25 protein-coding genes and 1 riboswitch are annotated in these 25,338 nt (G+C 41.5%); of the genes, 13 read left to right on the forward strand and 12 right to left on the reverse strand.

Annotation, left to right across the window (positions count from 1 at the left end):
- Positions 1-1,323, forward strand: a complete 1,323-nt coding sequence (locus tag XPG1_RS06785) for an MFS transporter (RefSeq protein ID WP_045958401.1) — start codon at positions 1-3, stop codon at positions 1,321-1,323.
- A gap of 815 nt (positions 1,324-2,138) precedes the next feature.
- Positions 2,139-2,969, forward strand: coding sequence for a 23S rRNA (guanine(745)-N(1))-methyltransferase (gene rlmA, locus XPG1_RS06795; protein WP_045958403.1), 831 nt, complete (start codon positions 2,139-2,141; stop codon positions 2,967-2,969).
- A 118-nt stretch (positions 2,970-3,087) separates the two neighbouring features.
- Here the strand turns inward: rlmA and mntP are convergent, their stop codons facing one another.
- The 8 genes from mntP to pabB all read right to left on the reverse strand — a co-directional run bounded on the left by mntP (position 3,088) and on the right by pabB (position 11,410).
- The gene (mntP, locus tag XPG1_RS06800) at positions 3,088-3,672 is read right to left on the reverse strand and encodes a manganese efflux pump MntP (protein ID WP_045958404.1); all 585 of its coding nucleotides are present in this window, start codon (positions 3,670-3,672) and stop codon (positions 3,088-3,090) included.
- Positions 3,673-3,826: 154 nt separating this feature from the next.
- Positions 3,827-3,942, reverse strand: a riboswitch (yybP-ykoY riboswitch).
- Positions 3,943-4,098: 156 nt separating this feature from the next.
- Positions 4,099-4,557, reverse strand: a complete 459-nt coding sequence (locus XPG1_RS06805; protein ID WP_045958405.1) for a DUF986 family protein — start codon at positions 4,555-4,557, stop codon at positions 4,099-4,101.
- Positions 4,558-4,657: 100 nt separating this feature from the next.
- Positions 4,658-5,515, reverse strand: a complete 858-nt coding sequence (locus XPG1_RS06810; protein ID WP_045958406.1) for a PTS mannose transporter subunit IID — start codon at positions 5,513-5,515, stop codon at positions 4,658-4,660.
- A gap of 13 nt (positions 5,516-5,528) precedes the next feature.
- Positions 5,529-6,326 carry a PTS mannose/fructose/sorbose transporter subunit IIC gene (locus XPG1_RS06815; protein ID WP_045958407.1) on the reverse strand — a complete coding sequence of 266 codons (798 nt, stop codon included), beginning with the start codon at positions 6,324-6,326 and terminating at the stop codon, positions 5,529-5,531.
- Between the two features lie 83 nt (positions 6,327-6,409).
- Complete coding sequence (gene manX, locus XPG1_RS06820) at positions 6,410-7,384, reverse strand: PTS mannose transporter subunit IIAB (protein WP_045958408.1); 975 nt, start codon at positions 7,382-7,384, stop codon at positions 6,410-6,412.
- Between the two features lie 554 nt (positions 7,385-7,938).
- On the reverse strand, positions 7,939-9,303 hold the full coding sequence (locus tag XPG1_RS06825; RefSeq protein WP_045958409.1) for an L-serine ammonia-lyase: 1,365 nt from the start codon (positions 9,301-9,303) through the stop codon (positions 7,939-7,941).
- A gap of 170 nt (positions 9,304-9,473) precedes the next feature.
- The gene (locus tag XPG1_RS06830; RefSeq protein WP_045958410.1) at positions 9,474-10,043 is read right to left on the reverse strand and encodes a CoA pyrophosphatase; all 570 of its coding nucleotides are present in this window, start codon (positions 10,041-10,043) and stop codon (positions 9,474-9,476) included.
- 5 nt (positions 10,044-10,048) lie between these two features.
- On the reverse strand, positions 10,049-11,410 hold the full coding sequence (gene pabB / locus XPG1_RS06835) for an aminodeoxychorismate synthase component 1 (protein WP_045960548.1): 1,362 nt from the start codon (positions 11,408-11,410) through the stop codon (positions 10,049-10,051).
- Positions 11,411-11,552: 142 nt separating this feature from the next.
- Between pabB and XPG1_RS06840 the strand changes: the two genes are divergently transcribed.
- From XPG1_RS06840 to pip, 3 genes are all read left to right on the forward strand, one after another.
- Entirely contained in the window at positions 11,553-11,735 is a 183-nt protein-coding gene (locus tag XPG1_RS06840; protein ID WP_045958411.1) for a YoaH family protein, read from the forward strand.
- Between the two features lie 101 nt (positions 11,736-11,836).
- Entirely contained in the window at positions 11,837-12,208 is a 372-nt protein-coding gene (gene yebF / locus XPG1_RS06845; protein ID WP_045958412.1) for a protein YebF, read from the forward strand.
- 81 nt (positions 12,209-12,289) lie between these two features.
- Positions 12,290-13,243 (forward strand): prolyl aminopeptidase, encoded by a 954-nt coding sequence (gene pip / locus XPG1_RS06850; RefSeq protein WP_045958413.1) that lies wholly within the window; start codon positions 12,290-12,292, stop codon positions 13,241-13,243.
- 46 nt (positions 13,244-13,289) lie between these two features.
- Here pip and XPG1_RS06855 read toward each other — a convergent pair whose 3' ends face one another.
- Entirely contained in the window at positions 13,290-13,520 is a 231-nt protein-coding gene (locus XPG1_RS06855; RefSeq protein WP_045958414.1) for a DNA polymerase III subunit theta, read from the reverse strand.
- Positions 13,521-13,856: 336 nt separating this feature from the next.
- On the opposite strand from XPG1_RS06855, the gene ftnA reads away from it, so the two are divergent.
- The 8 genes from ftnA (at position 13,857) to htpX (ending at position 21,653) form a co-directional block, all read left to right on the forward strand.
- Positions 13,857-14,363: a non-heme ferritin gene (gene ftnA, locus XPG1_RS06860; protein ID WP_045958415.1), complete on the forward strand. Its 507-nt coding sequence runs from the start codon at positions 13,857-13,859 to the stop codon at positions 14,361-14,363.
- 291 nt (positions 14,364-14,654) lie between these two features.
- On the forward strand, positions 14,655-15,041 hold the full coding sequence (gene copC / locus XPG1_RS06865; RefSeq protein ID WP_045958416.1) for a copper homeostasis periplasmic binding protein CopC: 387 nt from the start codon (positions 14,655-14,657) through the stop codon (positions 15,039-15,041).
- Positions 15,041-16,045: a CopD family protein gene (locus XPG1_RS06870; protein WP_045958417.1), complete on the forward strand. Its 1,005-nt coding sequence runs from the start codon at positions 15,041-15,043 to the stop codon at positions 16,043-16,045. Before copC ends, XPG1_RS06870 begins: the two co-directional genes overlap by 1 nt.
- 78 nt (positions 16,046-16,123) lie before the next feature.
- The gene (locus XPG1_RS06875) at positions 16,124-16,477 is read left to right on the forward strand and encodes a YebY family protein (protein ID WP_045958418.1); all 354 of its coding nucleotides are present in this window, start codon (positions 16,124-16,126) and stop codon (positions 16,475-16,477) included.
- Between the two features lie 658 nt (positions 16,478-17,135).
- Positions 17,136-17,633, forward strand: a complete 498-nt coding sequence (locus XPG1_RS06880; RefSeq protein ID WP_045958419.1) for a GAF domain-containing protein — start codon at positions 17,136-17,138, stop codon at positions 17,631-17,633.
- 95 nt (positions 17,634-17,728) lie between these two features.
- Entirely contained in the window at positions 17,729-18,439 is a 711-nt protein-coding gene (gene proQ, locus XPG1_RS06885; protein ID WP_045958420.1) for an RNA chaperone ProQ, read from the forward strand.
- A 19-nt stretch (positions 18,440-18,458) separates the two neighbouring features.
- Positions 18,459-20,573, forward strand: coding sequence for a carboxy terminal-processing peptidase (prc, locus tag XPG1_RS06890; RefSeq protein WP_045958421.1), 2,115 nt, complete (start codon positions 18,459-18,461; stop codon positions 20,571-20,573).
- A gap of 195 nt (positions 20,574-20,768) precedes the next feature.
- The gene (gene htpX, locus XPG1_RS06895) at positions 20,769-21,653 is read left to right on the forward strand and encodes a protease HtpX (RefSeq protein WP_045958422.1); all 885 of its coding nucleotides are present in this window, start codon (positions 20,769-20,771) and stop codon (positions 21,651-21,653) included.
- Between the two features lie 257 nt (positions 21,654-21,910).
- Here htpX and XPG1_RS06900 read toward each other — a convergent pair whose 3' ends face one another.
- The 3 genes from XPG1_RS06900 to hxpB all read right to left on the reverse strand — a co-directional run bounded on the left by XPG1_RS06900 (position 21,911) and on the right by hxpB (position 25,269).
- A complete protein-coding gene (locus tag XPG1_RS06900) occupies positions 21,911-23,302 on the reverse strand; it encodes an L-cystine transporter (protein WP_045958423.1) in 1,392 nt (463 codons plus the stop codon).
- 483 nt (positions 23,303-23,785) lie between these two features.
- Positions 23,786-24,379: a metal-dependent hydrolase gene (locus XPG1_RS06905; RefSeq protein WP_045958424.1), complete on the reverse strand. Its 594-nt coding sequence runs from the start codon at positions 24,377-24,379 to the stop codon at positions 23,786-23,788.
- Between the two features lie 224 nt (positions 24,380-24,603).
- Positions 24,604-25,269 carry a hexitol phosphatase HxpB gene (gene hxpB, locus XPG1_RS06910; protein WP_045958425.1) on the reverse strand — a complete coding sequence of 222 codons (666 nt, stop codon included), beginning with the start codon at positions 25,267-25,269 and terminating at the stop codon, positions 24,604-24,606.
- Positions 25,270-25,338 lie beyond the last annotated feature (69 nt).

Below are 25,338 nucleotides of genomic sequence, written 5' to 3' on the forward strand. Positions count from 1 at the left end.
ATGACAGTTTCTTCTCCATCCAGCTTATTCAATAACTGCCAATTATCTGATGAAGAAATCAGAGAACGTTATCGTTATTGGCGTTTGCATATTATGTTGAGCCTTTATATCGGGTATGCCGTCTTTTACTTTACCCGGAAAAGTCTTAATTATGCGATGCCTGTTATGATCCCTGATCTTGGTTTTGATAAAGGGGATATTGGTCTGATGGGGACGCTATTTTATATCACATACGGGTGTTCTAAATTCCTGTCCGGCATGATTTCTGATCGTACCAATACACGCTATTTTATGGGCATAGGATTAATTGCGACGGGGATTATTAATATCTTTTTGGGGTTATCCAGTTCGGTTGTGATGTTTATCTTTTTATGGGTATTAAATGCGTGGTTTCAGGGCTGGGGTTCGCCAGCGTGTGCCAAACTACTGACCAGTTGGTATTCGCGCTCAGAGCGTGGTTTTTGGTGGTCGCTCTGGAATACTTCACATCATGTAGGTAGTGCACTGATTGCATTATTGATCAGCTTCTTGACACTACATGTTAGCTGGCGGGAAGGGGTGATTGTGCCCGGCTGTTTAGGCATTTTGGCCGGCCTATTTTTATGTTGGCGATTACGTGATAAGCCGACCACCATGGGATTACCGACTATTGGTCAGTTTCGTCATGATCATTTAGAAAAAATACATGAAAATCAAGGGAGAGGGTTAACAACGCGAGAAATATTGAAAACCTATGTTTTCTGCAATAAATCTATTTGGCTGCTGTCATTCAGTTATGTTTTAGTATACCTCGTTCGAACTGTGATTAATGATTGGGGCAATCTCTATCTGACAGAATATCACCATTATGATTTAGTCAGCGCAAACACAGTCGTCTCACTTTTTGAAGTTGGAGGCTTTGTCGGCTCACTGGTCGCGGGTTGGGGATCTGACAAAGTGTTTGGTGGCAATCGTGGGCCGATGAACCTGATATTTGCTATGGGCATTTTCTTATCCGTCGCGGCGTTATGGTTAATGCCGATGACGGGATTAATTTTTCAATCCATCGGCTTTTTTATCATTGGATTTTTTGTTTTTGGCCCCCAATTATTGATTGGGATGGCGGCTGCGGAATGTTCACATAAAGATTCTGCGGGGGCAGCCACGGGGTTTGTTGGTCTCTTTGCTTATACTGGCGCCGCACTTGCTGGTTATCCTGTTGCCATTATTTTAAAGTATTACCATTGGACGGGGTTATTTATGACGATTTCTGTCTGTGCAGTCATGATAGGCTTGTTATTACTGCCATTTTTGCAAGCTCAGGCTCCTCGGCAGAAGGTGTAGTTCATCTTTAAGACGACAGGGAGATGAGGTGTTACGTGTGATTTTTGTTTTATAAATGTTAAATGCGATCGCGCTATTTTTAAGTTATTCAGGGTTATTATGGTTTATAATAAAAATTCATTGTGTTAGCGGAAGAATAACCCTAAGAGTGTATGTTTGAAATATATTGTTTATGACATGATGTTCAGGTGTAAAACATAGGTAAAATTCATTGTTTGGTTTTCTATGAAAAAAGATGGTTGTAAAAAATCAATGTTTGCCAAAATAGGTGATTTTTGTAAAATAAATAAATGGGGAATATTCAGAAAAGAAATTTTATTTTTTTATTTTTTTTATTGTGTATCTTATTATTGCGGGGGAGTTTAATCTGGTTGAACCGGTGATTAAATATATCGACTATATTATGGCATTATTATTGTTAACGGCTTTTATCAGTATCATTGTTAAGGTGGTTAATTTATTTTATCCTGTAAAAGAAGAATATGAAAACAACAGAGATAAGTATTTAATTGAAAAAACGGGCCTTTCCTCTAAAATACTTGCGTTATTAATTTTAATTTGCTGCGTTATTGTCATTTCTTGTGTGTATATATTTATCACTGATACGGTTACATATCATTTTTCATTAACGTTATTCTTTGCTATGTTTAACAGTTCAATTATCTATTTAATGATAATAATCATTAAGAAAGTTTAATAATATGGTATCGTTTGTTGCAAAATAAGTCATTGACGGTTTTCTGGTAAGAAAGTGTCTGCTGAATTAAATAGCATGGTATAGTACGCCCCTGATTTTCCCTATTCATCGGAATGTTATGTCTTATCAATGTCCTTTATGTCATTCACCATTACTGTTTGCTCACCAGCAACTGGCCAGCCATCAGTGGCGTTGCGAAAACAATCATCAGTTTGATTGTGCAAAAGAAGGGTATGTCAACTTACTGCCTGTTCAGCATAAACGCTCAAAAGAACCCGGGGATAGTGTCGAGATGATGCAAGCGAGAAGGGCGTTTTTGCATTCGGGGCATTATCAGGCGTTGCAGCAAAAAACAATTGAGTTACTCAACAAATATTTGCCTGAAGAGGCTGAAACCATACTGGATATTGGTTGTGGCGAAGGTTATTACACTGCGGCGGTTCAGGAACAGTTGGATCTTCATCGGGATTTGGTGGTATACGGATTGGATGTCGCGAAAGTGGCGGTCCGCTATGGCGCTAAGCGGTATCCTCAGGTTAATTTTTGCGTCGCATCCAGCCATCGGTTGCCATTTGCCGCGCATTCACTGGATGGTATTTTGCGTATTTATGCGCCCTGTAAGCCAACAGAATTAGCCCGGGTCGTGAAAACCGGGGGGATTGTTCTGACCGTGACACCCGGTTTCCGTCATTTGTACCAATTGAAGGAATTAATTTATCAGGAAGTGCATTTACATCCTGAAAATCATGAGCTTTGGGAAGGATTTGAATTAATTTCAACTGACAACCTATCTTATGTGATGTCGCTAAATGGTGAACAAGCTCACCATTTATTGCAGATGACCCCTTTTGCCTGGCGGGCATCAGAAGATGTTAAAGCGCATTTGATAGCGAAAGAACAGTTTAATTGTGAGGCAGATTTCACGTTAAAAGTATATCGACGTATTTGATAACAAGAAGAGTGATGTGCGGCGGGCGATGTACAACCGATCTTGCGTTGCGGCTAATAACGCCGCAACAGGCTGAAGAAAAAGGTGCTCTTTCCAGATCATTGGCATCCATAATCATTTATTTTGCGTACATAAATAATTTAAGATGTTCGAATAATATATTGAAACCAATCGCAATTAAGATTAACCCGCCGACTAGCTCGGCCTTTTTGCCCAAGAGCGGGCCAATATAGCGACCAATGAGTATACCTAATGTGGCCATGATCATGGTGATAAGACCAATTGTCATGGCGGTGTGCAGGATATCTACTTGCAGGAAGGCAAGGCCAACACCAATTGCCATCGCGTCCAGGCTGGTTGCTATTGCTGTAAGAATTAATGTGACTGAACTATGACGTTGGGGCGTGGTTTTGTGAGCGGTTTCCGGCTCATTTTTGCAACTTTCCATGATCATTCGGCAGCCAAGAATTAACAGTAATGAAAAGGCGATCCAATGATCCCATTCCATAATGTATTGGCTAGCATACAAACCCAGCGACCAACCGATTAACGGTGTGCAGGCTTCAACCAAGCCAAAAATAATCCCGGTGCGGATAGCTTCGCGGAAATGTGGCCGGTGAAGGGTAGCGCCTTTTCCTATGGCAGCGGCAAAAGCATCCATAGAAAGGGCGAGAGCGAGAATAAGGGTTGCATAGAAACTCATCAAAATAGCCTCGGTTGGGTGATTCCATATACACACAACACGCCCCCAACCAATGGCGCGGTTATGTGTCTATGGTCTTGCCAACCGATTAATACTCAACTTCTTACAAGTTATTGTTTTATTAGCCTATAACTTGAAGTTTATCGAGTATAATAACCTAAAATTTATTTGGTTATTCAGGTATTCGTACCACGTTTTATTTTAAACGAGTATGTTGATACGAATTTTCCAGTGATTTTCTGGAACAGGCTACTCCCCAATGACTGCTGCGGACAATATCATATTCAGGATAAAAGGCAAAAATATTTTGTTATATTTTGAATATTGAAACGATAATGCTTATCGTTATCTTTATTTAAGGCAGTAAATAAGATCAATAAATCACATTGATCTTATTTGATGTACTGGATATTAAAACCAGTGAGGTTATTTATTTCTGATGAGAAATTGATAAATTTTTTCCAAATCATCCAGTTTTGTGACGGAGATATAGATCTTACGTTGTTCTAAATCCATCATGAGAATACCATCTTCAGATAAGTTGATGGCTTTGATGTTTTCATAAGCGAAAAAACGGTTGCTATAGTAAAAGCCGTTTTGTTTAAACATGAGTTTTGGTGAGCGAATATAACCTAAGTAGAGTGTCACCAATATGATAAATGATAATAAATAGGTGGTGAACGGGCTGCCATACGAGATAACATTATTATAAATAATAATGATAATCAAAATGATAAAGATCAGGGCATCAAGCCGATATTTTTTCTTGAGTTTTATGTTTAATAACGTTTTGCCTTTAAGTTGATTGATAATAAATTCGTCATAAATTGCAAAAGCGAGCATTAACACAATGGATACTATCAAGATGATATCATTCAAACTCATTTTATCCCCTGATTTGAAAATCAATAAGGTAACGTTTAATCAAAGGGGAGGATAACTCCTCCCCCTCTATTTTTAATTTGATCCGGTTTGCTTACCTAGATCATTTGGGAACAGCCAGAAAACCAAAATGGTAACCGATAATGCCGATGGCAAAGAAACCGACAATAATCCATAAAGGATTTACTTTTTTCCGTAATAGCCACATACAACCAAATGTTAATAGCAGTGGGGCTATACCCGGCAGTAATTTGTCCAGGATGGTTTGAATGGTCGTTATTTTCATCTCGCCGGTGAGTGGATCAGGGACTTTGGAAATCACGAAAGGGATATCGATTTTAGTCCAGCTATTAACCAACGCACCCATAACAAACAGACCCAGAATTGAGGCGCCTTCTGTCATTTTTTGCAGGAAACCGCCTCCCATATCTTTGACGATATCCATTCCCTTTTTATAACCATAGGTGACACCGTAATAACGTGTCAGCAAACGTATCAGGTTAAATAAGAAGAAGAACAGCAATGGTCCCAATAAGCTGCCGCTCATCGCAATACCGGCACCCAGTGCCGCAAAAACAGGGCGAACGGTGCCCCAGAAAATAGGATCACCGACACCAGCCAATGGTCCCATCAGACCGACTTTGATACCGTTGATAGCACCGTCATCAATATCTGCGCCATTAGCACGTTGTTCTTCCATCGCCATCGTAACGCCAAGAATAGGTGCAGCGACATAAGGATGGGTGTTAAAAAACTCCAGATGGCGTTTGATCGCTTGCTTTCTTTCTTCTGTATTGTCGGGGTACAGTCGGCGAATGGCCGGCACCATTGAGAAGCAAAATCCCAGTGCCTGCATACGTTCAAAGTTCCATGAGCCCTGAAATAAATTAGAGCGGAGGAAGACACCTCGGATATCACGTTGTGTCAGTTTTTTCTGACTCATGTTTGTTGTTTCTGACATGTTGTTCATCCTCTTAATCTAATTCGTTATCAAGGTCATTTGGGGTATTGCCAGCGGGGGCGGCTGCCTGTGATTGATTGTATTTTGGACTGAGCTGGATATACAAGATCGCCATAACGGCACCAATGATACCCAGTATCACAAGGTTCTGGACATAGACCGCGACGACAAAACCAAGATAGAAGAATGGCATGAGGTAGCCTGCGCGCATCATGTTAATGACCATGGCGTAACCAACGACAACAATCATTCCGCCTGCGATATTGAGTCCCATGGTGACAACTTCAGGAATGGAATGCAGCATCTCCTGGACACCGGATGTTCCAACGGATAATGCGACTCCCAATGACGGCAGGGCGATACGCATTGCCTGGAGCATTAATGCGGAAATGTGAAGAATGCTGATTGCTCGCAGATTACCGTTTTCTGCGGCTTTATCTGCGGCATGCTGGAAACCAACAGTCAGCGTGCGCACAATGATCGTCAGCACTTGACCCGCCGCAGCGAGAGGGATCGCCAATGCGATACCCGCGCCGATATCTTGTCCACCGGCGATGACCAGAATCGTTGAAATGATAGAAGCCAGTGCGGCATCCGGGGCAACGGCTGCACCAATATTCATCCAGCCAAGGGCAATCATTTCTAATGTACCGCCGATAATAATGCCGGTTTTTATATCACCAAGCACTAAGCCGACTAAGGTACAAGCGATCAACGGGCGGTGGAATTGAAATTCATCAAGAATTGACCCCATACCTGCTATACAGGCAACGATGAATATCAACACAAGTTGAACAACGGTAATGTCCATTGTCTTTCTCCTGTAACCAAATGTAATTTGGTAAGCATTTCGTTATTGAGTAATGGTGAGTAAAAGAATATCGATATTATTTCTTAAACTTTTTTCAGCAAATCCATCATGTTTAAACGGGTATCGCTGGCAACTTTGCGGGCTTCCAGTTCTATACCGCGCGCGTTCAGTTTTTCAAAGGCTTTAATGTCGGTTTTGTCAACGGAAATTGCATTATTGATCTGGGTTTTCCCTTGACGGAAAGCCATACCACCGATGTTGATGGATTCGATAGTGACACCATCTTCGACAATACGCAGCACATCTGTTGGGTTGGTGAATAGCAGCATGACACGTTCACCTGCATATTTGGGATTGTTGTAAACCCTGACACATTTAGCAACATCCACAACATGTGAACTGACGCCGGGAGGGGCAACTTGTTTCAATAAGGTAGAACGAACGGTGTCTTGAGCAACTTCATCACTGACTACAATGATGCGCTTAACATTCGTTTCTTTTGTCCAGCGGGTAGCAACTTGGCCATGAATCAGGCGATCATCAATACGAGCCAGGACTATCTTCATATGGCCGTTTGCAGACGTTGGCGAAACAGTCGAGGGTGAGACAGGTGGCACGCTGGGTTTGACCGGTTCAGGTTTTGTCGCTTCTTCTTCAACGTGTTCTGTTTTAAGCGCCCGAATACCTTCTTTCCCTGCCTCTAATGCAACAGCAACCAATTCTTTCATGGATGGATCGTCATCACGACACATAAACGCTTCAACAAGCATCGGCACGTTCACACCCGTAATGATTTCGTAGTTATCTTTGTCAATAACAATCCGGTTTGCGGCATTGAATGGACTGCCACCCCACGTATCGACGAAAAACAAAACACCTTGCGCTGTATTCAGCGATTCCAGCTTTTTGTTGTATTTATCAAATAATGTATCGGCATTTTCACCGGGTACAAAGTCGATATAAGCGACATTTTCTTGCTCCCCAATCAACATTTCTGTGGTATGAAGTAGCTGTTCTGCCGCAGCCCCGTGCGTGCCAATCATAATGGCTATACTCACTTGTGTTCCCCTTACTATAACAATTGAACTCAAACTTACTGAAGGCACATGCTCAACATTTCTAATGTATTGAACTTCCTATTCCATTAATAGGGTAGTCGTGAACATAAAACTGTCGCGAGAATTTGTCTCAAAATTTCACCTCGTCTGGTTTTATATTTCGTTACATAGGAAAATATGTCATTAGATTATCATTTGCAGGATTTGAGAAAATTGCTATGGGTCAGAAAAATAAATACAGGCTGTTTTGAGAGATAAAAAAAGATTTTTCACTAAAAAATAGCCAAAAACACACATTTAAATATTTATGATTTGTTCTTGGTTAGTTTCTTATTTTGTTTCCGGTAACATTTTATCCGTTTTTTCGTAAAAGAATTTGGATGTTTTATCGTGAAATAGAAAATAATGTACTTTATGAATTCGTTTCAGCCAAAATAATATCCCTACCGGATGGCAGGGATATTAGGTCAGATAAAAATGAAATATGATAAAAAATAGGCAATGCGCCTACTGACGCCATCACTTATCTTTAGATGAATGAGTGATAACTTATATTAGTCACACTGAACTTTTATGGCCAAACCCCCGCGTGAAGTTTCACGGTATTTAGCGTTCATATCTTTGCCCGTCTCATACATGGTTTCAATGACTTTATCGAGTGAGACACGGGGCTCACTGGTACGGCGTAATGCCATACGGGCAGCATTGATGGCTTTAACGGATGCAATCGCATTACGCTCAATACAAGGCACCTGTACTTGACCTGCGACAGGGTCGCAAGTCAGGCCAAGGTTATGTTCCATGCCGATTTCTGCTGCGATACATACCTGCTCAGGGCTTGCGCCAAGCAGTTCGGCAATGCCAGCGGCTGCCATAGAACAAGCCACCCCAACTTCACCTTGACAACCGACTTCAGCACCAGAAATAGAGGCGTTCATCTTATATAAAATGCCAATTGCACCAGATGCCAGGAAATAGCGGGTATACAATTCGGGTGTGACCGGCTCTATACAGTGGTTGTAATAGGCTAAAACCGCGGGAACGATCCCACATGCGCCATTGGTAGGCGCTGTAACAACTCGGCCTCCCGCAGCATTTTCTTCATTGACGGCCAATGCAAACATATTGATCAAATCAACCACATTCATTGGATCATTCGACAATTTATTTGATGATGTCAGCATACGGTGTAACGCAGCTGCACGGCGCGGAACACGTAATGGGCCTGGCAAAACCCCTTCAGTATTCAAACCACGCTCGATACAGGCTTGCATGGTGTCCCATACATCCGCGAAATACTCAGCGATTTCTTCTTTGCTGTGTAAATCCAATTCATTTTTCATCATCAAGCCAGAAACCGACAAGCCTGTTTTACTACAGTTCATCAGCAGTTCTGCCGCAGAGCTGTATGGGTAAGAAACAGGTTTGGTATCTTGGGATGGCTTGCCAAAATGTTCTTCGTCAACAATGAAACCACCACCGATAGAGTAGTAAGTTTTACTGTAGACTTTTTTATCACCTGCGAACGCATGGATTTGCATGCCGTTTTCGTGCAGTGATAGGTTATCGCTACGGAAGTTCATACCGCCATCGCGAGGAAAATCGACTTCATGTAAACCATTTGCCAGTGGCAAACGTTGGGTTTGCTCTACATCACAAATAAAACCTGGGATTGAATCAATATCAACAGTCGCTGGCATATTACCTGCCAGGCCCATGATGATAGCGATATCCGTATGGTGACCTTTCCCGGTTAATGAAAGTGAGCCGTATACATCAACAGCTACACGCGTGATAGAGGACATAACCCCCTGGTTTACAAGATCATCGACAAATTGTTTGCCTGCTTTCATAGGACCAACAGTATGAGAGCTGGATGGGCCAATACCCACCTTAAACATGTCGAAAACGCTAATCACGCCAGACTCCTTTAAGAGAAGAAGAGATATAGTTATTTATATAAAAGCGCGCTACTTTACTGTTATTTAGTAGTGTTGATAAAGGAGTTTACAGCTTTTTTTTAATTATAATAGCAATTGCTATGATTATGGATAAGTAGTGCACAGTTTTATGCCGTTTTTTGTACTGTTCAGGGTGTTTTTTGTACTTGTTGTGCCAAACGATAGATAATGGCGGCCGTTAATCCCCAAATCATATGTTCCTGATGCCAAAAAAAATAGACCCGGCGTTGTCGGTTGCGGCGTTTGATATCCAAATATCGGTAGTGGGAAAGGGACAGTGTGTCAACCAGTGGAACTTCAAAAATACCTGCGACTTCGGCGGGATTGGTCTGAAAAGAGATCGGTGCGGAAACTAGCCCAATGACGGGTGTGACGCAATAACCACCAATACTATCCAGAGGGGCTAATTGTCCCAATATTTGCACTTTATTTTGCGGTAGACTGACTTCTTCTTCTGCTTCACGTAATGCGGTGGCAATCAAGGAAAAATCGTCAGGATCGGCCGCGCCGCCCGGAAACGCAATTTGTCCTGCATGGGAACGAAGATTTGCGGCACGCTGGGTAAACAATAACGTTGGTTCTGGCTTACAAATAATCGGCAGTAATACCGCCGCGTTCCGTTGATGACTTGCCAATGGCACAGGTTGTATTGGCAATTGTAATTGAAACCGATGAATGAAGTCAGAAATCGATGTCATGGTCTCTATAATTCCCTTAATCGAGGTAAAATTTGGCCAAGTTTATCAAATGTTTCCTGATACTCTTTGTCAGCGACGCTGTCGGCGACAATACCGCCCCCCGCCCAACAGTAAATTTTTCCTTTTTCTGTGAGTAAGGTACGAATGGTAATATTGCTGTCCATTGTCCCGCAGAAGCTAATATAACCAATAGCACCACAATATCCATGCCTACGATGGGGTTCTAATTCTTCAATGATTTCCATTGCGCGAATTTTGGGCGCACCAGTAATTGATCCCCCCGGAAAACAGGCACGGAGTAAATCAGTGGCATGATATTGCTCAGGTAATGTCGCGGTGATGGTACTGACCAGATGATGTACGGCCGGAAAAGGTTCAACCACAAACAATTCAGGGACTTTGACAGAGCCGGGGATGGCCACTCGTCCAATGTCATTTCTCAACAGATCAACAATCATCAAATTTTCAGCACGATCTTTTCGTGAGTTTGCTAATATTTCTGCTTGTAGCTGATCTTGGGCAGGATCAGACAGGCGTGGGCGTGTTCCCTTTATCGGACGGGTTTGGATGTGATTATTTTCCAGAAGAATAAAGCGTTCAGGTGAAACACTGATAACATAGTGTTCCGGTAAGCGGATAAACGCGGAAAAAGGCGCGCGGTTACTTTTATTGAGCTGGACAAAGGCCTGCCATTCATCGCCCTTATAATCAGCCTGAAAACGCTGTGATAAATTGACTTGATAGCAATCACCTTCCCGCAGATAACGATGAATTTGCGCAATTTTTTCTCGATATTGTTGTGCCGTCATGTTGGATTGCCACTGACCGGTCAGAGAAAAATCTTCCGTCTTGGTTGCTTGCAGAGAAGCTAACCAGGCCATTCGTTCATCAATATGATGATAGCTCACTAATGTTGCTTGCTGTAGCTGATGATCAATAATCAATCCCCAATCGTAGATACCGATGGCCATATCAGGAAAGCACAGTTCATTAGCGGCCAGTTCGGGTAATTTTTCGACACGTCGTCCGAGATCATACCCCCATATACCTAGTGCTCCCCCCTGAAAAGGGAGGTCAGGATCAAACTGGGCATTGATATCACTGGCATGAAGATGTTCTTTTAGCAGGAGAAAAGGATCGTCCTGAGAAGAAGAACGCTCGCCACGATGATGAATTTCAGTCGATTTTCCTCGTGTAATAAATGTGGTAACAGGCTCGGCGACGAGAATATCAAACCGGTTATGCGGATGTTCAGCACTTCCAGAATGTAACAGCATGGCCCAAGGGGATGCAGAAAGGGGGGCAAAGTAGTGAATGGCAAGATCAGGCGAATAAGGTAGTTGTCGTTTTTGTAATACAGTTTTCATGACGGAATCAGTGTTTGGTTCTTCACAAGAGATGACAGAGTAATTCACGGAGATTATCACACAATCTTACGCCTGACTCAGGATAAAAAGGCTATAATCGGCGTTTGCTATTAATCGCTATATTTTGTTTAAGGTTATCGCTATGTTTTCAGGTATGCCGACATTATCTCATGAGGTGCAGCAAGCGGCTGTAGAACGGATCCATCAACTCATGTCAGAAGGCATGAGCAGTGGGGAAGCGATTGCCATCGTAGCCCGGGAGTTACGCGAAAAGCATCGGAACCATGAGCAGGTTCATGTTTTATTTGAAGATGATGAAAAATAGTTGCCATGCATTTTTAACAAAACTCACATAATGACTTTCTATGGCATGTTAATTTATCACAACGTTTAATCCACAAACTTTGGATGGTAATAGGAGGTAATATGAAGACAACTCAATGCATTCGCCGTATGGGTCTATTGAGTGCAGGTGTTCTGCTTTCTGTTTCGTTTACAGTAACAGCCGCTGAGAATGATCATGTGGCAAAGTTTATTTCTTGTAAGAATTTGACCAAAGATCAGGTCGCGGCACAGGTTAAGCAAGATTTCTTGCAGAACCGGATTAATCATTGGGATAAAGACAGAAAACAATTAGGCACATCGAAGCCGATTGCCTGGGTTAATGTTAATGATATGACTGGCGATACGAATGCCTTGCAGGTTCCCTTGATTGTCCGGGGAACGAAAAAGGATAAGAGTTACAACGTCACGATTGACTGCCAAAAAGAGACCATAAGTTATAGTGAAGTGAAGTAAATAACTGGTCATGCTATCTTTTGAATATAGACGGGATACAGAGAAAGTATCCCGTTTTATTTCAATGACGAAGAGGGCTTTATGACGGAACACAGGAAACTCTATCCCGCTTATGATGCGTATCAAACAGGGTATTTAGATACGGGAGAGGGGCATCAGATTTATTGGGAATTGTGCGGTAACCCGAAAGGCAAACCCGCCGTTTTCCTTCATGGTGGTCCGGGTGGGGAGATTGCAAACTATCACCGCCAGTTATTTGACCCTGAACGCTATCATATTATGTTATTTGATCAGCGAGGGTGTGGACGTTCTACGCCCCATGCGAGTCTGGAAAATAATACCACCTGGCACTTGGTTGCGGATATTGAGCGATTGCGTCAATTCATGGGCGTGGAAAAATGGTTGGTTTTTGGTGGTTCATGGGGATCAACGTTATCTCTGGCTTATGCTGAAAAGCACCCAAATAGTGTATCGGAATTGGTGTTGAGAGGAATATTCTTGCTCCGCCCACAAGAATTGCACTGGTATTATCAAGAAGGGGCGTCTCGTTTTTTCCCTGAAAAGTGGGAGCGTACTTTATCTATTCTCTCGGAAGAAGAGCGCAGCGATGTCATTACTGCTTATCATAAACGACTGACGAGTGAAGATTTACACGTACAGCTGGAAGCCGCCCGTTTATGGAGTCTTTGGGAAGGTGAAACAGTCACGTTATTGCCTTCCACAAGCTCAGACTTTTTCTCAGAAAATCATTTTGCTTTAGCATTTGCCCGTATTGAGAACCATTACTTTATCAATCATGGTTTTATCGATGAAACTCAGCAATTACTGGATCATATTGATGTCATCAGGCATATCCCTGCGGTAATTATACATGGTCGCTATGATATGGTGTGTCAGGTGCAGAATGCATGGGATTTGGCGAAGGCATGGCCGGAAGCTGAATTATGTATTGTTGAAGGTGCTGGTCACTCTTTTGATGAAACGGGCATTTTGCACCAACTCATCAGGGCGACGGATAAGTTTGTTGGAAAATAGTCACGACAACCACCCACAAAAAGGTGGTTGTTTTTTTATCATTCGGTCAACGGCTTTTGGGTTCATAAGGCAATCGTGATAAAAATCTCGATTGCTGGCGGTAGTGGTGCAAACGTTGTTGGAAATATTCCCGCAGATGTGATGGCTGTGATTGTTCAACGGTGCCAAGAATAACAGGGATATTATAGCGTTCTCTAAACGCAACGCCGGATGCTGCTAAATCAACATTGATCTTATCCATCTCATTTTTAGATAATTTGGCTAAGTTATGTTCCATTATGATGGCCTCTCTGAAAACGTATTTTCATCCCTCTGGGAAGAAAATTAATCGACTCTTTTGGGTTTGGTAAGTTGTTTAAAAAGTCAAAAATAGACTCAGTAAATATAAATAATATCAATTATCATTTCTATTGAAAGTGTTTTTTTGAATAAAAATATCATTAAATAAAATTGATTCTTGTTTTCTGATATTTAATGAGATTTATTCTTGTTAAAGATTAAAAAATAAATCATTATTTATCAATGCGTTAAATATTTTTATTTTATTTTTGTTTTATGTGATTTTAATTGGCATAATACGTCCAGTTTAATTATTTTTTAGGAGCGCCGTCCGATGTTAAAACAAGAAATGATCAAAAAATTAAATGAGCAACTAAATTTAGAATTCTATTCTGCAAATTTATATCTGCAAATGAGTGCATGGTGTAGTGATAAAGGATACGAAGGTGCGGCCGCATTTTTAAGATCCCATTCACAGGAAGAAATGCAGCATATGCAACGCTTGTTTGATTATTTGGGTGACACGGGTTCAATGCCTGTATTAGGGGCTATTCAGGCGCCCCCTGTTGAGTTTAATTCGATCGCTGATGTTTTTAATCAGACTTATGAACATGAAAAATTGATTACAGAAGAGATCAACAAACTCGCCCATGTTGCGATGATGACACAAGATTACTCTACCTTTAATTTCTTGCAATGGTATGTTGCTGAACAGCACGAAGAAGAAAAACTGTTCAAATCCATTCTGGATAAACTGGATATGGTTGGCGAAAGCGGAAAATCGTTGTTCTTATTGGATAAAGATCTGAAGGGACTGGCGATGGCGCCAACACACGCCTGAGATATATTCTAGTCTCCAGTTTATTGCTGTTTTGCTGGCTGCTCTGTCATGTGAAATTGTCCGGGCAGAGGCAGCCAGATAAATTAATTTGACTCCGTAACTCCCTACCTTGTTTTTATACAGGGTGAAATGGGTGTTACGGTTCTCTCTCTTTTATTTCCCATTCTATTTTTGCGTCGTGCTTCACAGGTCAAGACATTACTTGTCGATTGGCGCAGATCAAACATATTTTTTGCTATAGAATCCCTGCTCAGGTATAAAAATTCATCTGCATATTACAGGGTTATCTCTATGTTTATTCCCAACATCGGTTCATTTTGGACCAAATTATCTGCCCTTATGGTGCTGTTTGTGGGTTTGTCTTGTCAGCAGGCTTTGGCCCACGCCCATCTGAAAGATCAGACGCCGACAGAAAATACAACGGTCGAAGCAGCCCCGAAAGCCATCACATTGAGCTTCTCCGAACGTATTGAACTTGGATTTAGTCAGGTGAAATTGATTGGCCCGGAAAAGAATGTCATTCAAACAGGTAAGTTGGAACTTGATCCTGAAACCAAAACTAAGTTAATCCTTCCGCTTGAAGGTCAGCTTACTGCGGGTAAATACACGGTTGATTGGCGTGTCCTTTCTGTCGATGGTCATAAGACAAAAGGTCTCTATAGCTTTACTGTGAAATAATGATTTCTCTAGAATCTCTATCCATATTCTGCCGTTTCTCTCATTTTGTTGTCGTCATGTTGATGTTCGGTCTTAGCTTATTCACGGCAATGCTTGTTTCCGGTCATTTCTCGACACTGATGAGAGAACGGTTGAAAGTTGGCGTTTTAGTCAGCACTGTGCTGGCTTTTATAACCTCGATAATCTGGTTTATCGTACAGGCTGGATTAATGGGGGAAGGCTGGGACGATGTTTATTCACCAGATATATGGCTGGCGGTATTGGGAACATCGTTTGGGCAAGTGTGGATGTGGCAGTTATTGATCGCTGTTCTTGCCGTGGGTGGGTTGTTCCTTTCTAATGTTAAGGCCAGAAATTACCTGTTGTTGGGGTGCTCAATTTTTTTACTCTCCAGCCATGCTTTCCTTGGCCATGCGGCCATGTATGAAGGTCGCGTGGGGCTATTACTGCAAATTAACCAGGTTATCCATTTACTGAGCGCAGGTTATTGGTTTGGTGGGTTGTGGCCGTTCTTGCTGTGTTTACAATTTCCGCGCTTAAGGACGATATCGGAGACACATTTATCCTCTAATCAGGTGCATTCAGGTAATGAAACCGATGTTAAAAGCATGGCAGAAAAACCAGGCAATAATCGGAATAATAGTGGAGAGGTTGCCATTAACTTTTATTCGGATAGCGTATCAGCGATGAGAAAATTTTCGCTTTATGGGCATTTTGCTGTTTTTCTGGTGATTGCGACAGGGGTTGTCAGTAGTGTCATTTTAATACCGGGTTGGCCCATCTTCAATCAGACGCTTTCTGAATATCAATCCATGTTGTGGCTAAAAATAGCGCTGGTTGTTGGTATGGTATTTTTGGCTTTGATAAACCGTTATATCTTAGTTCCAAAATTGAAGCATAAAGGATGCTATCAGCAATTGATAATCAATAGTTGGCTGGAGATTATTTTGGGGACAAGTGCGTTATTATGTGTCGCTATTTTTGCAACACAGCCTCCTGCATGATCCTGAATGTTATTTCGGGGATATGAGCAGGAGAATGGGCGATAACATCATGATATGTATCTATCAGGGGAAATGATAATGAAACGACTATTTTGGGCTTTGCCTTTTTTGCTGTTTTCTTTCCAGGGCGTCACTGCACCGATAAAAACCATTAGCAAACTCCAGTTTGGTCAACAATGGGCATTTACCCGCGAAGAGGTAATGCTTGATTGTCGGGCAGATGGTGCATTGTTTGTGATAAATCCCAGTACATTGATGCAATATCCATTAAATGATCGGGCAACTCAGTTTATGAAATCCAATCAGGTTATCGCATCATCGTTGGACACGATCCTCTTAAATGATCCTGAACACCCCAATCAAAAGATGAGCATAGAGCCATTCCAAAAAGTAGCGCTAACTTTATGTGACCAGACGGATGATAAAAAGTAATTGTTAGTTTATGTTTTCAGAATGATATCATTACTAAAATTAACCAATTTTGATTAAAATTTGGTAAATTTTATCATCTCAACTACGCTTTAAGTGGCAAGTTGTTCTACGTCTCAATGGCAATTTTTAGCGCGGGGCTCCTTGATTGAGCCATTTTTCCCTAGGCCGAGTATAGGAATCGACTCGGCCTCTTTTTGTTCCTGAATAAAGAAAGAATATTTTACTCTCTTGTCAATAAATTATTTCATTTTCCTATAGATATAATCAATATATCCAATAAACTGCGATGCGCATTGCCTGCATGATGATGTGCCTTATTTCCCCTTGCGTTATGAGAGCGAATCAATGCATCTTGCAGTGCGCTGGATATAGAGGAAATAGCATAATCGATTAGAGTAATGATAAGATATTTTACCATGAGAATAGGGACAAGGGGATTCTCCTGGGCGCAAAACAGGCTATTCTTTAGTATAAACTGTGACATATCCCTAAATTTTATAAGTGAATAGGGGTAAAAATAATTAAAGAAAATTTTAATTCGAGAAGAGAATCGGTATTCTGAAGATGTTTAAAATGATCGTTATCAGTTTCTCTTAGGTTTTTATTGTGAATTTATTGTTGTTATTTTGTTTTTAACATATCGATTGCGTAGGGGCTTATGGATAGAAATAAATTTTATCAAGAGTTGACAGATAGCTTAATAGCACTGCTTTCGGGTGAGTATGATTTTATCGCTTCTCTTGCTAATACCAGTGCATTGTTATATGAACGTTTAGGTAATGTTAATTGGGTTGGCTTTTATTTAATAGATAATGATACCCTAGTATTAGGACCATTTCAGGGGAAGAACGCTTGTGTTCGTATTCCTATCGGAAAAGGCGTATGTGGAACGGCGGTCGCGAGTAAGCGTATACAGCGTATTGCCGATGTACATGCATTCCCCGGTCATATTGCTTGTGATGTCACCAGTAGTGCTGAAATTGTACTTCCTTTAGAAGTTAATGGGCAAATTATTGGCGTTTTGGATATTGATAGCACGGTTTTTGATCGGTTTGACGAAAATGATGAAAATGGCTTGAACACGCTAGTTTTCAGGCTTTGTGAGCATTTGGGGCAATGTGTTATGTCAAAATATCAACAACAGAACGTAACTTAACATATGTATAACGTGGCATTTATCAGCAACACTATTATAATGTCGCCTGTTCGTGCCTGCGCTGGTTGGCAAAACCGTTGTAATCAGGAAATTTCATGGAAAATCAACCTAAGTTGAACAGTAGTAAAGAAGTCATTGCTTTCTTAGCTGAGCGTTTCCCGCTTTGCTTCGTGGCAGAAGGTGAAGCACGTCCTTTGAAGATCGGGATCTTCCAGGACATTGTTGAACGTATTCAGAGTGAAGCGTGTTTAAGCAAAACACAGCTCCGTTCTGCACTGCGCTTGTATACGTCTAGTTGGCGCTACCTCTATGGCGTTAAAGAAGGGGCTCAGCGTGTTGACCTTGACGGAAATACGTGTGGTGAATTAGACGCTGAGCACATTGAGCACGCTCGTCAGCAACTGGCAGAAGCGAAAGCGCGGGTACAGGCTCAACGAGCTGAACAGCGTGCCAAGAAACGTGAGGCTGACAACGTATCTGACAAGCAAAGTGAGCGAGCTGTGAATAAAAAGCCGTCTCCGCGCCGTCAGAAGGCGTCCGGTGAGGGTGAAAAACGTCCAGCCCGTTCGCCAAATCGTCCACAACAATCGCGTAAACCCGTAGATAAAACCACGAAAAAAATTGCACAACCAGAGCTGATCTCAGTGACTGATGTATCCTCTTTGAAAGTCGGCCAGACAATCAAAGTTAATGTAGGAAAAAGTTTAATGGATGCCTCTGTACTTGAAGTTGCAAAAGATGGTGTAAGAGTGCAGCTACCAACGGGTTTAGCAATGATTGTACGCGCAGAACACTTAAAGTTCTGATACGGAGGCCAACCTGGGCATGAACAAACTCGTAACTTTGGCTTTCGTTTTAGGTCTATCATTTTCTGGCATAGGTTATGCGGATACTGATAATGGCAATGTTGCTAATGGTGACAAATCGACCAGTACCCATACCATTAACGGTCAAACGATAAATAACGGTCATGGTCCTGCTGTCGTTAGTCTGAGTCAGTTGCCAGATCTGCAACCAGAACTGCAGCATCCGACGATAAGTAATCGGATAGTGAATCGCTTTCTTCATTCACATTATCGTCAGTTTTATCTGGATGCGGATTTCTCAGGAAAAGTTTTTGATCGTTACCTAAACCAACTTGATTATTTACACAATGTTTTTTTGGCCTCTGATATCTCGCAGTTTGAGGCGCAAAAGGGAGCATTGGGAGAAGAGCTTGAGCATGGCAATCTGAAACTGCCTTATGCTCTTTTTAATTTGATGCAAAAGCGTCGTTTTGAACGCTATCAATATGTGCTTTCCCGGTTAGATCAGCCTGTTGATTTAAACAGTCATAACACAATTGAAACCAATCGTACAAAAGCACCTTGGCCAAAGAGCGTTGAGGAGCTGAATAAACTTTGGGATGCCAAAATCAAATCTGATTGGATAAATCTCAAGTTATCTGGAAAAAATGATAAAGAAATTAAAGAAACACTCACCAAACGCTACCGGACGTTACTGAGACGTCTCACGCAAACCAAAAGTGAGGACGTTTTCCAAAATATCATGCTGGCTTTTGCCCGTGAAATAGATCCGCATACCAGTTATCTCTCTCCTCGTGATACGGAACAGTTTAATTCAGAGATGAGTTTATCCCTTGAAGGGATCGGTGCTGTTTTACAATATGACGATGAATATATTTCGATTAGTTCATTGCTCGCAGGAGGTCCTGCGGCTAAAAGCAATTTATTGAAAGTCGGAGATAAAATCATTGGCGTTGGGCAGATGGGTAAGCCAATTGTTGATGTTGTCGGATGGCGTTTGGAAGATGTTGTTGCGCTTATCAAAGGGCCGAAGGGGAGTAAAGTCCGTCTTGAAATTACGCCAAGTGCGAAAGGGGCAAAAAACCATATTGTGACCTTAACCCGCGAAAATATCCGGCTTGAAGATAATGCTGTCAAGATGTCGGTGAAAACAGTAGGGAAGGAGAAAGTGGGTGTTTTGGATATCCCCAGTTTCTATGTCGGTTTGACTAACGATGTAAAAGTACAGTTACAGAAGCTCACCAAAGAGGGTGTTTCTGCGATTGTTATTGATTTGCGTGGCAATGGTGGTGGCGCATTGACCGAAGCGGTATCATTATCTGGTTTGTTTATTTCTACTGGTCCCATAGTTCAAATCCGGGATAACATCGGCAGGCTAAAAGAAGAAGCAGATACTGATGAGGCGATATATTATAAAGGTCCTCTGGTCGTTTTGGTTGACAATAGAAGCGCCTCTGCGTCTGAAATATTCGCGGCAGCGATGCAAGATTACGGCCGTGGATTAATTGTTGGTGAACCGACTTTTGGTAAAGGGACAGTTCAACAATACCGTCCGCTGAGTCGCATTTTTGATCAGATGTTACGTCCGCAGTGGCCAGAAACTGGCTCCGTGCAATATACGATCCAAAAATTCTATCGAATTAATGGAGGCAGTACCCAGCTGAAAGGGGTTACCCCTGATTTAATTATGCCAACGGGGGAAGTACCTTCTGACATAGGAGAAAGCCAGGAGAGTAATGCGTTACCTTGGGATAGCATACAACCTGCGCATTATACTTCCTCTAACGTGATTTCAGCGTTAACACCTCTCTTGATTGAGCAGCATAATCAACGTATTGCCAATGATCCTGAGTTTAAATATATCAAACAAGATATTGCTTACTACAAGGCCATCAAAGAGCGTAACGGCGTTTATTCTTTGAACTATGCTCAAAGAGAGAAGGAAAATAACGAATACGAAACAATGAGATTAAATCGTATTAATGAACGCTTTAAACGCGAAGGCAAAAAGTTGTTAAAATCACTTGATGATTTACCTAAAGATTATAAAGGGCCAGATTCTTACTTAGATGAATCTGTTAAAATTGCACTGGATTTGGCACACCAGCCTGCTGAAATAGCCGTAGCGAAATAATTTTAGAATTCGCGTATAGATAAAAAGGCTGGCTTGATAGCTGGCCTTTTTAGCATATTATCAGGTTGTGTTTTGTAAAGTTACGATGTTTTTATCACTTAACATCTTAAAAAACTTGAATAATATGGGGAGAATCCCCATTTCATAACTTAACTTTTCGTTATGCAGTTTGAACATTAAAGGAAGCAAATTTATATGATGAGAATCGCCTTGTTTCTTCTCACAAACCTCGCTGTTATGGTGTTGTTTGGAATCATACTTTCAATTACAGGTATCCAGCAGAGAAGTATGGCTGGTCTCGTAATTATGGCTGGTCTATTTGGTTTTGGTGGTTCATTCATTTCTTTACTACTATCGAAATGGATGGCTCTGCGTTCTGTTGGTGGTCAGGTTATTGAAAAACCTGCCAATGAAACCGAGGCCTGGTTAATGGAAACGGTACGTCGCCAGGCAGATCAGGTTGGTATTACGATGCCACAAGTGGCTATCTATGATGCGCTGGATATTAACGCATTTGCGACCGGAGCACGCCGTAATGCTTCACTGGTTGCGGTTAGTACAGGGTTACTGGACAATATGAGCCGTGATGAAGCTGAAGCCGTCATTGCACATGAAATTAGCCACATTGCAAATGGTGACATGGTGACGATGACCTTGCTGCAAGGTATTGTGAATACCTTCGTTATCCTCATCTCACGTATCATTGCACAAGCGGTAACCAGTTTCCTTTCCAGCAACGATGATGAAAAAGAAAGTGGTAGTAGTGGTAACCCCATTGTTTACATGGTGGTTTCGATGGTATTGGAGATCGTATTTGGTATTCTGGCCAGTATTATTACCATGTGGTTCTCTCGTTACCGTGAGTTTCATGCAGACGCTGGATCAGCAAAGTTGGTTGGGCGCGAAAAGATGATTGCTGCGTTGCAACGTCTTAAGACCAGCTATGAGCCTCAGGAAGAGGGACGTATGATGGCATTTTGTATTAATGGTAAATCAAAGAGTTTCAGTGAATTATTCTTATCTCATCCTCCATTGGATAAGCGTATCGAAGCGCTTCGTAGCGGTGAATATATAAAATAAATGCTCTCTTTTCTGCTTAGTCAGTAAAAAAATAACACAAGCAATTCACTGTTCTGTTAGTCAGATACAAAGCCGAGGCTCATCATGACCCTTGGCTTTTTTGATCCGCTTTTATTAACGATCTATAGAGAAAATATAGTGTAGTGGACCATTGCTTATCAGAAGGAATTGAAGGTGAAACATGAAAAAGAGGGTAACTTATAAACCCGCCTGTTTTGAACCTTATCGTCAAAGCGGGCGGGTTTATTGGACTTGAATTAAAATTGATTGAGAGCGGCTTCTTCGTTTTGCTCAAGTATTTCCTTATTGGTTTTTCCCATTAACTGACTGGTGATTGCACCTGCTGTCATCGCACCGTTCACATTGAGTGCTGTGCGCCCCATATCGATCAGCGGTTCAACAGAAATCAGCAGTGCGACTAACGTGACAGGTAGCCCCATAGCAGGCAAAACAATTAAGGCTGCAAATGTTGCCCCACCGCCAACGCCCGCAACACCCGCAGAACTGATAGTCACAATTCCGACAAGCGTTGCAATCCACACCGGATCAAAAGGATTGATACCAACGGTTGGTGCAACCATGACCGCTAACATCGCAGGATAAATACCTGCACAGCCATTTTGTCCGATAGTTGCACCAAAAGACGCAGAGAAGCTGGCGATGGACTCTGGTATACCGAGGCGACGAGTTTGAGTTTCAACATTTAAGGGAATACTCGCAGCACTTGAACGGCTGGTAAATGCAAATGTGAGTACCGGGCCTGCTTTTTTAAAGAATTTCAGGGGATTGATTCCTGTGAATACTAAAAGCCCGCCATGTACGACAAACATCAGACCAAGAGCGATATAGGAAGCAACAACAAAATTACCTAATTGGGTAATATCATGGAGATTCGAACTGGCAACAACTTTAGTCATTAAAGCCATTATGCCGTATGGCGTGAGACGCATAACCAATCTGACCAGTTTCATTGCCCAGGCTTGCATAGTATCAATAGCCATGAGCGCACGCTCACCACGTTCATGATCATCTTTAAGCATTTGTAGTGCGGCGATACCTAAAAATGTCGCAAAAATGACAACACTAATAATAGAAGTAGGGCGTGCGCCTGTCAGATCAGCAAAGGGATTTTTAGGAATGAAAGAAAGAATGATTTGAGGCACACCCATATCTGCAACCTTACCAATATAATTGCTTTCAATGGCAGATAAACGAGCCGTTTCTTGAGTCCCTTGAATGAGACCAGTTGCACTTAGACCAAACAAATTAGCGATGACAATACCCACTAAAGCGGAAATGGCTGTAGTGAATAGTAAAGTACCAATGGTAAGAAAGCTGATTTTTCCTAAGGAAGAGGCTTTATGTAAACGTGCAACTGCGCTTAGGATAGAAGCAAAAACCAATGGCATGATAACCATTTGTAGTAGTTGCACATAACCATTACCGACGATATTGAACCATTTAATGGATTCTTTCACGGTAATGTTGTCTGTTCCATAAATGAGGTTTAGTGCCAGCCCAAAAACGACACCGACAATCAGAGCTACAAGAACTTTTTTGGACAAGCTCCACTGATTTGAACTCGATTTTGCTAATAATATAAGTAGTGCTACAAAAATGAGCACATTGATGATGAGTGGTAAATTCATCCCTAATCTCCAAACTTATTTATCCTTTTATATCGTGAGTTGCGGTGTATCGTGCAGCTCGCAATATATGGATATCAGTATATGTGTATGTAATATCTATTTTTATATGATGATATGTAAGCGCTTTGGGGATGAGAAGGTACTCTTTGCTCTTGACCCAATCTGATGATTTGTAAGCTGTATTTCAATTTGAAATTTAACGATTACATATCATGAAATGCTGAAAGGAGAATGTTATCAGTATAAGAAGTTTCTTACTTATAATTAAATGGAATTTAATATAATTATTTTTTACTAGTCAGCTTAATTGATTATAAATGCTCATGTATTTTGTCTTTTTTTGTTAAGTTGACTGTCACTATCTAAGTGATTTAAAAGATTTCTTTTAGGGTTTAGCAAATAATTTTAAAAAATATTTATATTTTTTAGATAACCCCATTTAAACATGGGGTTATGCTAGCGTGTTGGACGCGGGTGAGTGAACTATTTGTAGAAATGCTGTAATTTATCAATATTAAATTTATCAAACTGTATTTTGTCAAACGGTGTTTTGTCTAAATAGTGAGTAAATGAAAAATTGATATGTTGTGGAAGAATGATCGCGATCACGACGACTAATACTGCAATAAAGCGTTCCGCTTTTTTGCGTTCTTTACCTCTGAGAACAGGAATACGAAAACGCATTTTCAGGGGCCATAACAGTGGAATACCGGCAGGTGTCAGCATATCAGCAATAAGATGGCTGATGTAACCGATAATCATGGCATGGATAAAGTCAGTCGGAATAGGCCAATCAGAAGGTATTTCAGTCTGGAATAGAGTAACCCCCACGAGTAGCGCTAACAAACTATGCGTAAATCCACGATGCCCACATAATCGTGCAATGGGAATGGAGATAAAGCGAAATAATCGACCTAATGTTGAGCTTGGGTGATCAATATCGGGTAACAATGAAGCCAGAAGTACACCGGGAAGCATGTGCAACCAGTCTCCCTGTGCTATTTCTGGCGTGATTTCTAGCTGGTGAGCCAATACAAGGCTGGCAACGGAAAAAAGAAGATGTCCTTCTGCTGTCATAACTATTTATGTTAACTGTTTCTATTAATTTATGTTGATTGCTGTTTATACATACAGTAAGGCAGTATAGAGGGTTTTGTCTCAGGATGATAGAGGGTAAATAAGAAAAATCTTTATTTTCATGTGATGAGTCAATCGATCTGTGCCATATCAAACAAACAGGCCGTCTCATTTGCCCTGCCATTACAGGGAAACAGATATGAGGTAATGGCAGTGCGCGGTTATCACGTAATATTTTCTATTGTTAATTTTTCCAATGAATTCAGTTTGATATCAGCTAATGACCAACGAGGATCATTGAAATGATTCGCCGAAGGAACCACAATTGAGCGCATTCGCGCCGCTTTGGTGGCGATCATACCGTTAAATGAGTCTTCCAATGTGAGGCAATGAATTGGCTTGACCCCAAGTTGGTTAGCTGCCAGCAAATAAACTTCGGGATGAGGTTTGCTGTAAGGTAACTGTGCAGCAGAAACAACAACATCAAAGTAATGCCGTAGGTTAAATAATTCAAGGACTTGTTCGAGCATCTCATAAGGTGAAGCTGAGGCCAGACCAATTTTCAACCCACGTTCGCGGCAGAGATTTAAAGCATATTCTACTCCTGGTAACAAAGGACGGCTTTCTTTAACGGATTGGACGACGTAATCAATGATGCGTTGCTCGGTTTCCCTTTTGGAAATGCCTTGCCAGGGGGAGGCTTGATACCATAATTCAACAACATGATCGATTCGTAACCCCAATGTATCAGGCAGTGTTGTGGCCAGATTCAAATCTAACCCTAGTTCACTGAATACCTTTTTTTCGCCTTGTTCCCAGTAAGGCTCAGAATCAATCAGCAAACCATCCATATCAAAGATAGCGGCTTCTATCGGTAAACGAAATGACATTTCATATCTCTCCGCGAGGTGATAATGATTAACGAGGTTTGATTGTAACAATCCCGGTCAATTAAATCT

Origin of the sequence: Xenorhabdus poinarii G6 (assembly GCF_000968175.1) — a bacterium.
Lineage (GTDB): Bacteria > Pseudomonadota > Gammaproteobacteria > Enterobacterales > Enterobacteriaceae > Xenorhabdus > Xenorhabdus poinarii.